This window comes from Flavobacterium sp. CG_9.1 (assembly GCF_015751645.1).
GTDB lineage: Bacteria > Bacteroidota > Bacteroidia > Flavobacteriales > Flavobacteriaceae > Flavobacterium > Flavobacterium xanthum.
In genome coordinates this window covers 1-14612 of sequence record NZ_JADOVC010000027.1, presented here as the reverse complement: position 1 = coordinate 14612, position 14612 = coordinate 1, and the positions used below count along the sequence as shown (strand labels likewise).

The 14612-nt window shown below is 36.8% G+C and carries 11 protein-coding genes; 5 read left to right on the top strand and 6 right to left on the bottom strand.

What is annotated here, in order from left to right:
- Window positions 1-21: 21 nt before the first annotated feature.
- From IWX83_RS13395 to IWX83_RS13385, 3 genes are all read right to left on the bottom strand, one after another.
- A complete protein-coding gene (locus IWX83_RS13395) occupies window positions 22-891 on the bottom strand; it encodes an ABC transporter permease (RefSeq protein WP_196830325.1) in 870 nt (289 codons plus the stop codon).
- A gap of 644 nt (window positions 892-1535) precedes the next feature.
- Complete coding sequence (locus IWX83_RS13390) at window positions 1536-2975, bottom strand: RagB/SusD family nutrient uptake outer membrane protein (protein WP_196830323.1); 1440 nt, start codon at window positions 2973-2975, stop codon at window positions 1536-1538.
- Between the two features lie 16 nt (window positions 2976-2991).
- Window positions 2992-6126, bottom strand: coding sequence for a TonB-dependent receptor (locus IWX83_RS13385; RefSeq protein ID WP_196830322.1), 3135 nt, complete (start codon window positions 6124-6126; stop codon window positions 2992-2994).
- 274 nt (window positions 6127-6400) lie between these two features.
- Between IWX83_RS13385 and IWX83_RS13380 the strand changes: the two genes are divergently transcribed.
- A complete protein-coding gene (locus tag IWX83_RS13380) occupies window positions 6401-7057 on the top strand; it encodes a ribonuclease HII (protein WP_196830320.1) in 657 nt (218 codons plus the stop codon).
- A gap of 513 nt (window positions 7058-7570) precedes the next feature.
- On the opposite strand, the gene lipB is transcribed toward IWX83_RS13380, so the two are convergent.
- From lipB to IWX83_RS13365, 3 genes are all read right to left on the bottom strand, one after another.
- Window positions 7571-8269 (bottom strand): lipoyl(octanoyl) transferase LipB, encoded by a 699-nt coding sequence (gene lipB, locus IWX83_RS13375; protein WP_196830318.1) that lies wholly within the window; start codon window positions 8267-8269, stop codon window positions 7571-7573.
- A gap of 214 nt (window positions 8270-8483) precedes the next feature.
- Complete coding sequence (locus tag IWX83_RS13370) at window positions 8484-9602, bottom strand: glutathione-independent formaldehyde dehydrogenase (protein ID WP_196830316.1); 1119 nt, start codon at window positions 9600-9602, stop codon at window positions 8484-8486.
- 234 nt (window positions 9603-9836) lie between these two features.
- Window positions 9837-10568 (bottom strand): hypothetical protein, encoded by a 732-nt coding sequence (locus tag IWX83_RS13365; protein WP_231380020.1) that lies wholly within the window; start codon window positions 10566-10568, stop codon window positions 9837-9839.
- A 205-nt stretch (window positions 10569-10773) separates the two neighbouring features.
- Between IWX83_RS13365 and lysS the strand changes: the two genes are divergently transcribed.
- From lysS to IWX83_RS13345, 4 genes are all read left to right on the top strand, one after another.
- Window positions 10774-12483 carry a lysine--tRNA ligase gene (gene lysS, locus IWX83_RS13360; protein WP_196830314.1) on the top strand — a complete coding sequence of 570 codons (1710 nt, stop codon included), beginning with the start codon at window positions 10774-10776 and terminating at the stop codon, window positions 12481-12483.
- Between the two features lie 95 nt (window positions 12484-12578).
- Window positions 12579-12809, top strand: a complete 231-nt coding sequence (locus tag IWX83_RS13355; protein ID WP_196830312.1) for a DUF433 domain-containing protein — start codon at window positions 12579-12581, stop codon at window positions 12807-12809.
- Window positions 12809-13174, top strand: a complete 366-nt coding sequence (locus tag IWX83_RS13350; protein ID WP_066079713.1) for a DUF5615 family PIN-like protein — start codon at window positions 12809-12811, stop codon at window positions 13172-13174. Before IWX83_RS13355 ends, IWX83_RS13350 begins: the two co-directional genes overlap by 1 nt.
- A gap of 18 nt (window positions 13175-13192) precedes the next feature.
- Window positions 13193-13570, top strand: coding sequence for an amino acid--tRNA ligase-related protein (locus tag IWX83_RS13345; RefSeq protein WP_370568427.1), 378 nt, complete (start codon window positions 13193-13195; stop codon window positions 13568-13570).
- Window positions 13571-14612 lie beyond the last annotated feature (1042 nt).

The following is a 14612-nucleotide window of genomic DNA, read 5'->3' as shown; positions in this document are numbered from 1 at the left end:
TAATGACTACAACGTATAACGCTATACCGTATCTATAAAACTCTTCTCCGTCTTATTAAAAATCAATATTCCTACCAAAAGCAAAGCAATTGTCACTCCTGCGGTGTAAGCCAATCCTACAATAGAAATAGAACCTACATTCAATAACATATAACGGGTTGTTTCTATAATATACGCCAGTGGATTGTATTGTACCATCCAGGCATACTGCGGTATTTTCTCTTTGATTAAGGCCAAAGGATACATCACTGCCGAGACATACATCAGCAACTGTACTCCAAACGCTATTAAATAACTAAAATCCCTGTATTTAGTGACCAAAGACGAAATGAACATCCCCAATCCCAATCCTAAAATACCCATTAGGACAATTAGCAAAGGAAAAAACACTACTGCAGCATTTAGGCTCACTGCTGCACCTTGTGCATAGTAATACAGGTAAAAAACGATAAAAATAAAAAATTGGATTCCAAATTTAATCAAATTGGAGATCACTATGGAAATAGGTACAATCAGTCTAGGGAAATACACCTTTCCAAAAATTCCGGCATTCGCACCAAAAGTATTGGAGGTTCCTGTCAGGCAGGCGGTAAAATAATTCCAAACCGTGATTCCCGCTAAATTAAACAAAAAGGGAGGAACCGTTCCTGTGCTAATACCCGCTAAATTATTAAAAATAATAGTAAACGTTATCGAAGTAAATAAAGGTTGGATCAGGTACCACAGCGGCCCTAAAACCGTTTGTTTGTACATTGTCACCACATCTCTTTTCACAAAAAGAAGCAACAAATCTCTATACTGCCAGACTTCCTTGAGATTGAGGGTGAAAAATTTATTTTTGGGTGTTATTTCAAACAGCCAAGTGGTATTTGTATGTTCTGAATGGTTCATTGATTGATGCTAAAATCCTACTGTTCCTTGCCTGCGTATCCGCTCATTCTGGACCTGTTCCGCTTTATGGGCTAAAGACAGTCGTTACGAAGCAAATATATATAATTTGGACTCAGTATCCCATTAAAAACAAAGGGTTAGCGTATTTCTTTTTTGGAATTCCCTTTTAGGGCTTGGAAAAAATTAAAATTGTGTCCGGCCAACCTGCTTAGCGCATAAAAAAATAGCTACAAGAATACCATCTTACAGCGGTTTAGGACTAAAGCGGTAAGAGACCTTTCTAAAAGCGTACTAACTGAAACTGTATTCTTTGGTACTACTATGAAGTCTAGAACATCCTTTAGCAACCCGGGTTTTGTTGTGTTCTTAGTGTTAGATTGAAATCCAATTCTACTTGTGGGATTGGCTAGGAACACTGCAAGTTATGGTGCGGTACGACACTTATTCCTAAAGCGCTACAGTAGGATGTCTCTTCTACAGGGAGTCAAAAGTGTTGCTGCACTAGTAAAGCCTCCATTACTCTCATTAAAAAAATACGCTTAGAGCAAATTAGAGGGAAGCGGCGATGCGCATATGTACATTATTACAAAAAAAACCTTCTGTGACGCATCACAGAAGGTTTTCGATAGGGTTATAAGTATTACTTAATGTCCTGGATTTTGAACCGCTAATTTATTATACAATAATTCATTTAAGGGTATTGGCCATAAATACTGCGTATCTGCGGTAGTCACAGCTGGAGCAAGTCCTTTAGCAGGAAAGTTTTGCTTTAACCTCATAATATCAGGAGAACTAAACCCTTCACCTAATAACTCAATTCTTCTTTCTATTGCAATTTGATTTAATAATGCTTGAACATCTGTGAAAGAGGAACTTGTGAAAACTGTTGTAGCATCCGATCTCCCTCGAACTGCATTTAACAGCTGGATGGCACGTGCATCCAAAGAATTTGAACTTCTAACTAATGCCTCGGACAGGTTTAAAAGTATTTCTGAGTAGCGAATAACGGGAACAAAATCCGGATCCGCTTGTGGACTAGTCCATTTGTGAACCCAAGTTTTACCTCCAGTCACCACATTAAAACTCCTTCTTGCATCTGTAGTTTTCCAACCTGTATTTGAAACTATACCTGTAGGGGCTAATGAATATTCACTACCACCGTTTGAAGTAGAATTATAATAAAACACTAAACTGTTTTGCGTACCCGGCGTATCATTGGAGCTGTATGCAAATGAAAATACATTTTCAGCTGTAGTGGCTCTCGCAAAAACAGTTCCAATAGCGGGCGCTAAAGCGTTAGGAACTCCACTCGTTGCTGTAAAAGGTGCTGTGGCAGAAACAATTTTATTCCCTTCTGTAACAACTTCAGGATATTTGCCCATGCTTAGATAAACTCTTGTTTTGAGGGCGATTGCCGTGTTTCTATGTGCTCTTGAAGTATTGTTTATTGCTAATCCATTAGTTAATGGCAAATTTAGCTCAGCAAAATTTAAGTCGTCAATCACTTGATTGTAAACATCCGCAACCGAAGATCGAACTAAATTGCTATTTCCGCTGCTTGTTTCCGGTATTAATCGTAAAGGAAGACCCAAGGAAGCACCATTATCTTGCGTATACGGTTTTGCATATAGTGTTACTAGTGAATAATACGACAAAGCTCTTAAAAAACGAGCCTCAGCAGTATATCTCGTTTTTAAAGCTGCTGATATAGTAGCTGTTTCTAAACCACTAATAACAATATTTGACCTATTAATTGCGATATAAGCAGCTCCCCATAAATTCTGAACCTCATTTGTAGCGGATTGTACCCCAAAACTCCATGTAAATAAATTAGTAACGCCGTTGTTGCGTTCATTTATAAATTCTGGCCCACGAACATCTTGGTAATTATAAAAACGACCGCCATAGAAATTTCCAACCTTTACGCCGCCGTAAATTCCTAAGACTAGTTGTTCTATTCTTTGAGGTGTAGCAAATGCATTCGCATCGCTAATTCTAGTTTGATTGACTGGATTTAATGCCTCCGTATCGCTACAGGAAACAATTAGCATTGCTGCAATCAGTATTAAATATAAATTTTTCATACGTGTATTTTTAAAATTATAAACCTAAATTAAAACCAAATGAAAATGTTCTAGCCATAGGCGCAGAGTTTCTGTCTACACTTGGTGAACCATTTGCATTACCATTACTAGATATTTCGGGATCAAATCCTGAATAATTAGTGAATGTGAATGCGTTTTGAGCACTTACATAAAATCTAAAACTGGTCAATTTCATCCTATCTAAGAAACTTTTAGGCAGGTTATAACCAAGTGCAATGTTTCTTACTTTCATGAAATCCCCTTTTTCTAAATTGGCAGAAATTGGCATCGATGAACCATTAGATACGTTATCCCCAAAAACTATTCTTGGTATGTCCGTCACGTCGCCAGGATTTTGCCAACGATTTAGAACGTCTACACTATTGTTCCAAACTCTTTGATCGCGAAGTCCAGCTTGTGTTCCGTTGTATACATAATTCCCTCCTGAAAAATAGATTGATACATTCAAATCAAATCCTTTGTAGGCGAATGTGTTATTAAAACCACCAAAGAATGTTGGCAAAGCAGGTCCCATCACTTTAGCATCTAAAGCTTGATTCGCTGCGCGTGTTACACTGCCGTCACTCACTTTAGTCCATCGAGTTGCAACTGGAGCCGAATGATCGTATTGTACAGCTGTTCCATCTCCATGAAAGAAAATTCGTCTCCCGTTAGCCGGATTTACGCCACCTGTTTGAACAATATAAAAATTACCAATCGATTGTCCTACTCTAATTATATTCGTATTCTCTAATTGCGTTGCTACAATAATATCAGAATTATTTGCATCTAATGCGGTGACAAGATTTTTTTGACTGGTTATATTAAAACTTGCGTTCCATTTAAAATTCCCTTTATCCAATATTTTACCACTTAAGGTCGCTTCATAACCGGTATTTCTCATACTTCCCACATTGGCCAAAATTGAATTCCCAGGAATTCCAGCAGAAGCTGCCTGTGGCACGCTCAAAATTAGTCCATCAATATCATTTTTATAATACCCCAATTCTCCAGAAATACGATCATTAAATAAACTGAAATTTAATCCTAAATCTGTTTTATTACTGGTCTCCCATTTTAATTTCTCATTTCCAGCACGATTGTAAAATAGAGTAGTATTGGAACCATTTACACCTGCGTCATAAAAACTACTTGAAGCAAAATCATTTAATCCTTGGTTGTTACCCACAACTCCATAACTTGCTCTTAATTTCAATTGATTTACAATATCAGAACTTACGATATTTTTAAAGAAGCTTTCTTCTGTTAAATTCCAACCTAAGGATCCTCCCCAGAAATTACCCCATTTATTATCAGGAGCAAAAGCAGAATATCCATCGCGTCTCGCATTTAAAGAAACAAAATATTTTTTATTATAATCATAATTGACACGACCAAAATAGGACTCAAGATAATTTTCTGTCAGTAAGTTTCCTGAAACCACAATAGTGTTAAATCCACCCTGATATTCATTAAAAAATGGATCTGAAACCCCTCTTCTTGATGCTCCCCATGCGTCTATTTTTGAATATTGTCGCTCAGACCCAACTAAAGCACTTAGATTGTGATTGTCAGACAAACTAACGTTGTAATCTAAAATATTCTGAATTGACTTTCTAGAATACCTGTTCATCGTGTTAGTGGCTACACCAATAAATTGCTGTCCATTACCATTCAAAGGCCCGAGGAAATCTTTATTCTCCACTAGCAGGTTATCGATTCCGTATAAAGATTTAAAGTTAAGTCCTTTGGCTAACTTAAGTCCCACGTAAAAATTAGAAATAAAATGATCATTTTGATTCGAAATTTTATTGTTATCTAAGATGTACTTAACGTTTGGCCACTGAAGAGGCGTCAAGTTATTTCCTTGACCGATTTGAGTAGGTGCTAAATTATAAGTACCATCATTATTAAATGGACCCACATTTGGCGCCTGAGCGAAAGCCAACCTTGCTGCACCAGAGGAATCGAAAGTAGACCCAGCAACGGAACCTGTACTGATTCCATTATTTCTTGAATTGGTATAATTAAATGTTCCCCCTAAAGTCAACCAGCTCGTTACTTTTTGATCTAAAGTAAAACGACCGGTTTGTCTTCTAAAGTCGTTGTTTACAAACATCCCTTCTTGCTCTAATTGTCCTGCAGAAAGAAAATATTTTGTATTCTCATTTCCACCAGAAATACTAACACTGTGGTTCGTCGCAACACCTGTTCTATAAATTAGATCATACCAATTTGTATCTACTAGTTTACCGTTAGCATCATTCATCGTGTAAAAACCTCTAGTAGTTCCATTGGCTGGAATACCTGCGTTTCTTAATCCTTCATTCTTAATATCGGTAAATTGCTGCGCATCTAATACGTCAATTAAGTTAAATGGTTTTGTAAAACTTACTGAGGAATCAAAATTCACCGTAAACTTACCCGCTTTCCCTTTTTTAGTCGTTATTAAAATTACACCAGCAGCAGCACGAGAACCGTAAATTGCAGCAGAAGACGCATCTTTCAATACCTCAATACTTTCAATATCCGCTTGATTGATGTTGGCTAAAGGATTATTCGCCGCTTGATTTTGATTTAAGTTATCTCCATTCCATGAAGGAACACCATCAATTACAATTAATGGATACGAACTCAAAGTAATCGAGTTAACACCTCTAATTCTAATTACTGCCTGATTTCCCAAAACACCATTAGGCTGCGATACATTAACTCCTGATGCCGCTCCAGAAAGTGCTTGATCAAAACTTTGAACTGGAATATCCTTGATTCTATCCCCCGCAATTTTAGCGATAGCACCATTGACATCTCTTCTTTTTTGAGTACCGTATCCAACGACAACTACTTCTTCTAATACGCTACCATCTTGTAACTTAATGTTAACTGTATTAGAAATCCCAACTTTAACGGCAACGTCTTGCATGCCCACAAAAGAAGCAACTAATACATCGCCCACTTTTGCTTTAATGGAGTACTTCCCATCAAAATCAGTTTGAACTCCGTTTCTACTCCCTTTAACAACTACATTGGCTCCTGGGACTGGTCCAGAGGCATCTGAAACAACTCCCGAAACAGTTCGCTCTTGCGCAAAAGAAAACTGCATAGATAACGCTAATACTAGCGAAAAAACCCATTTGAATTTTAATCTCATATTAAATTATTTGAATTAGTGATGTTGCAAAAATGATAATAAAATGTTAATATATTTTACTGTGATTCATTAATTTTTTTAATGAATATTATTAATTATTGTCGTATGATAATAGCATTAATTGTTAAAAATGAAGGTAATATTCATTTAAAGCTTTAAAATTTTGATTTTAGCATAAAGATTAATTTTGATTTTTTTTTGCACAAACTGGAATTGTGATGCGGACTTTGGACCCATACATTTTAAAGTACTTTCTTTGTATCAAAATACAACTATGCTACGCCCCTTCTTTTCTGCACCCAATTTAGAAACCGGAACCGATGAAGCCGGTCGAGGTTGTCTCGCTGGACCTGTTACCGCAGCAGCAGTTATTTTGCCTGCTAATTTTGTCAATGACCTGTTAAATGACAGTAAAAGACTATCCGAAAAAGTTAGAGAAAGATTGCGTCCCATTATTGAGCAGGAAAGTATTTCGTATGCGGTGACGCACCTCGAACCGCTAGAAATAGACCAAATCAATATCTTGAATGCGTCTATAAAAGCGATGCAACACTCCATTTTGAAACTGCATCCGCAACCTAATTATATTATTGTGGATGGAAACAGTTCGATAGCCCAAACTCCATTGCTTTTCACAGGCGAAGTCCTGGTCAAAAATACGGTCAAACGATTTTCTGAAAATGATTGCAATACATTTAACGACATTCCCTTTAGCTGCATTGTTAAGGGAGACTCGAAATTTACGACTATTGCTGCAGCTTCTGTTTTAGCAAAAACCTACCGCGATGAATATATGAATCGGATTCATGATGAATTCCCCATGTACAATTGGAAACAGAATAAAGGCTATCCCACCAAAGAACATCGGGAAGCGATTCGAAAATACGGCGTCACAAAATACCACCGATTGACGTTTCGATTGATCCCATAACTTGCAAAAGGGGAGCTAAACCGTTAAAGACTTTAAGGTCAAAGAATTGGATTAGCTACCTACCGGTTTGCAGGATCTGAAAATCAACTTTTACCGCAAATTCGCAAATTTCATAAATTATCAATCTGTGATTTAAGAGCCACGTTCGAACAGAAGAAATACTATTCGGTACGAACAAAAAAAGCAGCTATCACAAAATGATTTAAAGTGCTGGTGTTTCCAATTACTTTGAGACTACTAAAATGAAAAATTAGTGGTAGGGAATTGATTTTTGATTTTTGATTAACGATTTTTGATTGCAGATTTAGGTCTAGATATGGAAACGGGAAATGATTTTAGATTTAAAGGATTTTTACGGATTTATCCCGTAAATCTAATGCACTTTTCTTTACTCTGTCTGAATCTGTGCACGCTGTGGCAAAAAATAATATAGATGCTAGTTATAGATAGTCCTCTATTTTAGTTAAGCAACTCAGGATTAATACTTTTAAGCGCTATCGCAAGTGATTTTTGCTATTGAAATTCACAAACAAATAACGCCGTGAAATGCGTCAGTATTTTTGCTTTGACTTCTTCTTCGTTAACTTTTTCAACACCAAGTTCCACGTTTAATGCGGTAACGGCTTTTCCACGAATGCCACAAGGAATGATATTGTCAAAATACCCCAAATCGGCATTTACGTTTAAGGCGAATCCATGCATGGTCACCCAACGGGAAGCACGAACACCGAGCGCACAAATTTTTCTGGCAAAAGGTGTTCCAGCGCCCAGCCAAACTCCTGTTTCACCAACACTCCTCCCCGATTGTATTCCGTATTCAGCCAACGTCAGAATAATGGCTTCCTCCAGAAAACGCAGGTATTTATGGATATCCGTAAAAAAATTTTCCAAGTCTAAAATAGGATACCCTACAATTTGCCCGGGTCCGTGATAGGTTATATCACCGCCACGATTGATTTTGTAGAATGTCGCTCCTTTGGCCTCCAGTTGTTTTTCAGACAACAGTAAATTAGATAAATCACCGCTTTTTCCTAAGGTGTAGACATGTGGATGCTCGACGAACAAAAAATAATTGGGCGTTGCTAAGTCGAGTTCTTCTCTGCGATTTCGAATTTTTAAATCGACGATTCCCTTAAACAGTTCTTCCTGGTATTCCCAAGTCGCTTTGTAATCTTTATTTCCTAAATCTTGAAGTTGGATTATTTTGTTCATTTTTATGAATTGCAAAGTTTCAGCGTGGCAAAGATACGAAGTTTGAAACATGAATGTAGAATATTGGAAATTAGACTACGCAAAAAAAGGGATGATATAATCTATTTACATAGCATTACATCACCCCATTTAATTACTGAATCCGGTTCACAAAGCAGGGTACTGCACCTTTCGTTTCCCTTTGTGTTAAATGCCTCCTCTAATTATACGTTTTTTATTTACTTTTAACCATCTCTGGTTTCAGTATTACTTTTGTCCATCCTTCATCACGAGCATCAAAATGTTTGTATGCATTAGGAGCCTCGTCCAGTGAAAGTTCATGTGAAATAATTAATGATGGTGTAGCTTTACCAGCAGAAATTAATGTGCAAAGCTGACGATCATAGGATTTTACATTTGCCTGTCCAGTTGCTATTCGCTGTCCTTTCATCCAGAATTGGCCAAAATCAAAATCCATGTGCCCTTCTTTTTGTAAATCTTCTTTTGATTTCGGGTCCTTGGGAACAAAAACCCCCACTACCCCTATTGAACCTGTAGCTTTTACTGCTTGTACGAGTTCATTCATCGTTATATTAGAATGTTCGGTACCATGTTTATCACAACATTGGTAGCCTACACATTCGCAACCTGTATCGGCGCCTATTCCTTTGGTAAGTTCCAAAACCTGCTCTACTGCTGACCCTTTTGAAAAATCAATAGGAATCGCCCCTAGTTTTTCAGCAAGCTTCAATCGATCAGGATGATTGTCAACAACCATAATCTTACTGGCTCCTTTAATACTCGCTGAATGTGCTGCCATAAGTCCAACCGGACCTGCGCCATAAATCACCACAGAGTCTCCTGGCTTTACACCAGCCAATTCCGTGGCATGATATCCAGTAGGAAAAATATCCGATAACATCACATAATCGTTTTCCTTCTCGATGGCGTCTTCGGGTAATTTTAGGCAATTAAAGTCGCCATGAGGTACACGCAGGTACTCAGCCTGACCCCCGCTGTAAGGTCCCATTCCCGCAAAACCATAAGCAGCACCGGCAGTTCCCGGATTCATTGTGAGACAAAAACCAGTTAAGCCGCGTTCACAATTTTGACAATGACCGCATCCAATGTTAAACGGAAGACAAACCATATCTCCTACTTTTATCTGAGTTACAGCTTTGCCAACTTCAACCACCTTACCCATGTTTTCGTGACCCAAAATTCTTCCAGATTCCATATCTGTTCTCCCTTCGTACATGTGAAGATCTGATCCACAAATATTAGTTGTGGTTACTTTAACCAATACATCCGTCGGTTGCTCAATTTTGGCATCCGGCATTTGTACCACCCTCACGTCTCGAGGACCGAAATAAACAAGTGCTTTCATACTATCTTTATTTAAATTGTTTACTTATTTCTTAAAATCACCTCCGTTTAAACTTGGAATAAGGGATGCAATTTTAAATGAATTTTAAAGAACTTAAAGTTAGCGATAATTTTACATATATTTAATTTTCAGACATTTAAAAAAATTGTTAATTTTTGGCAGCTCAATTCAGCTCTGAAAAACAACACTCAGTTCTGTTAGTTATTCTAAGAAAACCTCTAGATTGGTACTCTCAGGATTTACCAAACAATCGGTTATAAGAAATTGCAATTCCAATGCTTTTTTATCTTCACTTATTTTTGCATTTTGATTTGAAACCGATTTTATTTTTCGAGGAAAATGATATTTTAAAACATAAGTTTGGTTAATTTTAAGACTGGCTACTTGAGTTTTCAATTCTGAAATTTTATCTTGTTGTTTTTTTAGTTCGACAGCGTCCGTGATTTTGACTATTCTTTTAAAAATTTTTCCATCAAAAGTAAAATTCACACTGTAATAATGCTCTTCGGCAACCAAAGCATAATTATTTTCTATGTCGTCCGCATACTCTTCGGTTTTGTACAAGTCGGCAACTTCCTCTATTTTAGTAAACTTTTGACGGATTGTGGTGCGAAATTCTTTCTCGAAAGAGCTTTTCTTGCTGTGTACTTCCACCGTATTAAATTTTTCGAAAATAGCTTTCTCAAAGGCAGGTAGTCTAGAAAATGTTTCTGCATGCTGTACTATTAAATCCTTAAAAATATAGATGGTATCCTTGAATACTTCTTCTTTGGAGTAGTTTTCACCCATCAATTGCATGTAACTTTGCTCGTCTCGCAACTTATTTATTTCAATTTTTCCGGTTCCATTTTCGTTTAAATGAAGGGTTTCTGTGACTTGGCAGCTTGTTAAAAACACTACTAAAAGCAGTAAGACGTAAATTTTATTTTTCAATTTTTATGATTTTGAATCGTTATTTTTTCCAAATGTAAATTAATAACTACAATTCCTAGCCCAGATTAGAGTGAAAATCCTTTTTATTTTTTCTTTAAAAATAAAAAGATTGCAACGGAAAGCTGGAAATAGCTCCAAAAAACCTTTAGCACTTTGCTACTTTGGTACTTATACAGTATCTTTGCGCTCTTAAAATCAGCACAAAATGGCATTATCCGAACAAGAAATATTACGCAGAGAAGCACTGACCGATTTACGCAATTTAGGCATTGAACCTTATCCTGCAGCCGAATTTATTACCACCGCCTATTCTAGCGAAATCCTTGCTGATTTCGAGAAGTACGACGGTAAAGAAGTGGTTTTGGCCGGTCGTTTGATGGGAAAACGCATCATGGGGAAAGCTTCCTTTGCGGAATTGAAAGATGCGGAAGGGCGTATTCAAATCTATGTATCGCGAGATGATATTTCGACGGATGAAGAGAAAACGATGTACAATGTGGTTTTCAAAAAGTTATTGGATATTGGTGATTTTATTGGGGTTCGCGGGACTGTTTTTAAAACGCAAGTAGGCGAAATCTCCGTTCATGTTTATGGATTAACGGTTTTGGCGAAAGCCTTGAAACCACTTCCAGTAGTAAAAACGGATGCGGACGGCAAAACGCACGATGCTTTTGCAGATCCAGAACAAAGATACCGCCGTCGTTATGTGGATTTAACGGTGAACGACCATGTGAAAGAAACGTTTATCAAGAGAACCAAATTGTTTAATGCAATGCGTACGTTCTTTAATGATAAAGGCTATCTCGAAGTGGAAACCCCAGTGTTACAACCGATTCCCGGTGGTGCTGCAGCGCGTCCCTTTATCACACACCACAATTCCCTTGACATGCCATTATACATGCGTATTGCCAATGAATTGTATTTAAAAAGATTGATTGTTGGTGGTTTTGAAGGGGTTTATGAGTTCTCGAAAAATTTCCGTAATGAGGGAATGGATCGTACGCACAACCCGGAATTCACCGCCATGGAAATATATGTAGCCTACAAAGACTACAACTGGATGATGAAATTTGCCGAAGACCTTTTAGAATATTGTGCCATTGCCGTAAATGGAACTAGTGACGTTACCTTTGGAGAACACAAAATCAGCTTTAAAGCACCTTATGCTCGGGTTACAATGACGGATTCTATCAAACATTTTACTGGTTTTGATATCTCTGGAAAAAGTGAAACGGAACTTTTTGATGCTGCAAGAGGCATGGGAATTGACGTGGATGCTACAATGGGTAAAGGAAAATTGATTGATGAGATTTTTGGTGCCAAATGTGAAGGAAACTATATTCAACCTACTTATATCACGGATTATCCAAAAGAGATGTCACCCTTGTGTAAGCAACACCGTGACAATCCAGCATTGACGGAACGTTTTGAATTGATGGTTTGTGGTAAAGAAGTGGCCAATGCGTATTCAGAATTGAATGATCCAATTGACCAAAGAGCTCGTTTTGAAGACCAAATGCGTTTGGCTGAAAAAGGAGATGATGAGGCTACCGGAATTATCGATGAAGATTTCTTGAGAGCGCTTGAATACGGAATGCCTCCAACCTCTGGAATGGGAATAGGAATGGATCGTTTGATTATGTACTTGACCAATAATGCTTCGATTCAAGAAGTGTTGTTGTTTCCACAAATGCGACAAGAGAAAAAACAAGTTCAAATCGAGTTGGAAGACGATGAGAAATTGATTGTTGCGCTATTGAAAACCAATGACAACCAAATGGAGTTTGGTGCACTAAAAATGACCTCTGGATTAAGCGGTAAAAAATGGGATAAAGCCATGAAAAACTTATCTTCTCTGGGATTGACAGAAGTTGTCGTAAATGGTGATACTAAAGCGTGTAGATTGAAAGAGTAATTTATACTAATTTAAAGATATAAAAAACGGAGCTTCAATTGAAGCTCCGTTTTTTATATCTAACAATTCATTATATTTGATATAAAATTAATGCGATGGAAAATTTACTTAAACGAATTACAATCAACCCTGAAGTTTGCCATGGCAAGCCAACCGTTAGAAATATGAGATGGCCGATCGAAGTAATATTAGATATGTTAGGTTCTGGCATGGAAACTAGTGAAATCCTAGAAGATCATCCTGAATTAGAGAAAGAAGATATTTTAGCTACGTTGTATTATGCCAAATTATCAATCTCAGGTGATATTCTAAAGGAAGTAAGTTAATGAAATTTCTTTGTGATGTTCATATTCCAATAAAACTTTCAAAACATATCAGTAATAAAGGATTTGAATGCATTCACATTAATACTATCCTTGAAAAATGGTTAACAACTGATGATGCTATTGCAAAATTTTCAGACTTAAACGATTTCCTCCTCATCACAAAAGATTTTGATTTTAAAAATTCATTTCTTATTAATAAATCTCCAAAAAAACTATTAAAGATAAACTTAGGCAATATTTCAAACACGCAACTAATTGAAATTTTTGACCAATATATCTCTGAAATTGAAACAGTCAATAAAAACCATAATCTATTTATGATTGAAATTGATAGCCATTTCATTAGAGTGACGAGTTATCCGTAACCTACAGTTAATCCTAAGATTTATTTAACGAATGATACTATTAAATCTTTATGGTTTACAGTAGTTCCATACGTAATTCCACCGACATCTGGATTAGGAATGGGAATAGACCTTTTGGTGATGTTCCTTACGAATAATGCTTCGATTCAAGAAGTGTTGTTGTTTCCACAAATGCGACAAGAGAAAAAACAAGTTCAAATCGAGTTGGAAGACGATGAGAAACTGATTGTTGCGCTACTGAAAACCAATGACAACCAAATGGAGTTTGGCGCACTAAAAATGACCTCTGGATTAAGCGGTAAAAAATGGGATAAAGCCATGAAAAACTTATCTTCTCTGCGATTGACTGAAGTTGTCGTAAATGGTGTTACTAAAGCGTGTAGATTGAAAGAGTAATTTATTTTATAATAGAATATTAAAAGGAACTTCGTAATGGAGTTCCTTTTTTTTTTAATTCAAATAATTATTTATGTACTTGAAAAAACGAGATGCAAAATCTAATTATCTACTCCTTCTACCTAGCTATTTACGCACGTCTGTTCGAGTGGTTTTTAAAGCTAAAATCGAGCTTACTTTTTAAACTAAATGAACTGCTTTAAAAATTGTATCGAGAACTGATTACGAAAAGAACTTCTCGATACATTTTTGGCTTGACAGGTCTGAGGTTAGTCCGCGAAATTCTAAACAAGCCAAAAACACTCGAAGAGACGTTAAGGACAGGAATAGTATCTAATGAGGAGAACTTTATCAAGTTAAAAGCTTCTCGATAATTTTTTGGCTTTGCGGGTTTTAGGCTAGTATGAAAAACCCATTACAAGCCAAAAACACTTCCCGAAACAAGTTCGGGATAAACGGAAGAGACGTCAAGGAAAGGAAAAGCATACAATACTAAATACTATTTGTTAAACTAAAACGCCTGTTACGCGCGTCTGTTCGAGTGGTTTTTAAAGCTAAAGTCGAGCTCGCTTTTTAAACTAACTGAACTGCTTTAAAAATTGTATCGAGAACTTTATAACGTTAAGCGCTTCTCGATACATTTTTGGCTTGACGATTTTGCGGATAAAATGGAAAATCCATTACAATCCAAAAACACTTCCCGAAACAAGTTCGGGATAAACGGAAGAGACGTGTTTGGTGATGATGTCGAAAGTATCTTCGAGAACTGATTACGAAAAGCGCTTCTCGATACTTTTTTGGCTTGACAGGTTTGAGGTTACTATGAAAAACCTATTACAAGCCAAAACACTTCCCGAAACAAGTTTGGGATAAACGAAAGAGACATAGAGGAAAGGAAAAGTATACAATACTAAATACTATTTGTTAAACTAAAACGCCTGTTACGAACGTCTGTTCGAGTGGTTTTTAAAGCTAAAGTAGAGCTCGCTTTTTAAACTAAATGAACTGCTTTAAAAATTGTATCGAGAACTGATTACGAAAA

Coding starts and splice junctions, on each gene's coding strand:
- IWX83_RS13385 (WP_196830322.1), bottom strand. CDS start 6,126: ATGAGATTAAAATTCAAATGGGTTTTTTCGCTAGTATTAGCGTTATCT.
- IWX83_RS13350 (WP_066079713.1), top strand. CDS start 12,809: ATGAAATTTCTTTGTGATGTTCATATTCCAATAAAACTTTCAAAACAT.
- IWX83_RS13395 (WP_196830325.1), bottom strand. CDS start 891: ATGAACCATTCAGAACATACAAATACCACTTGGCTGTTTGAAATAACA.
- lysS (WP_196830314.1), top strand. CDS start 10,774: ATGGCATTATCCGAACAAGAAATATTACGCAGAGAAGCACTGACCGAT.
- IWX83_RS13390 (WP_196830323.1), bottom strand. CDS start 2,975: ATGAAAAATTTATATTTAATACTGATTGCAGCAATGCTAATTGTTTCC.
- IWX83_RS13355 (WP_196830312.1), top strand. CDS start 12,579: ATGGAAAATTTACTTAAACGAATTACAATCAACCCTGAAGTTTGCCAT.
- IWX83_RS13380 (WP_196830320.1), top strand. CDS start 6,401: ATGCTACGCCCCTTCTTTTCTGCACCCAATTTAGAAACCGGAACCGAT.
- lipB (WP_196830318.1), bottom strand. CDS start 8,269: ATGAACAAAATAATCCAACTTCAAGATTTAGGAAATAAAGATTACAAA.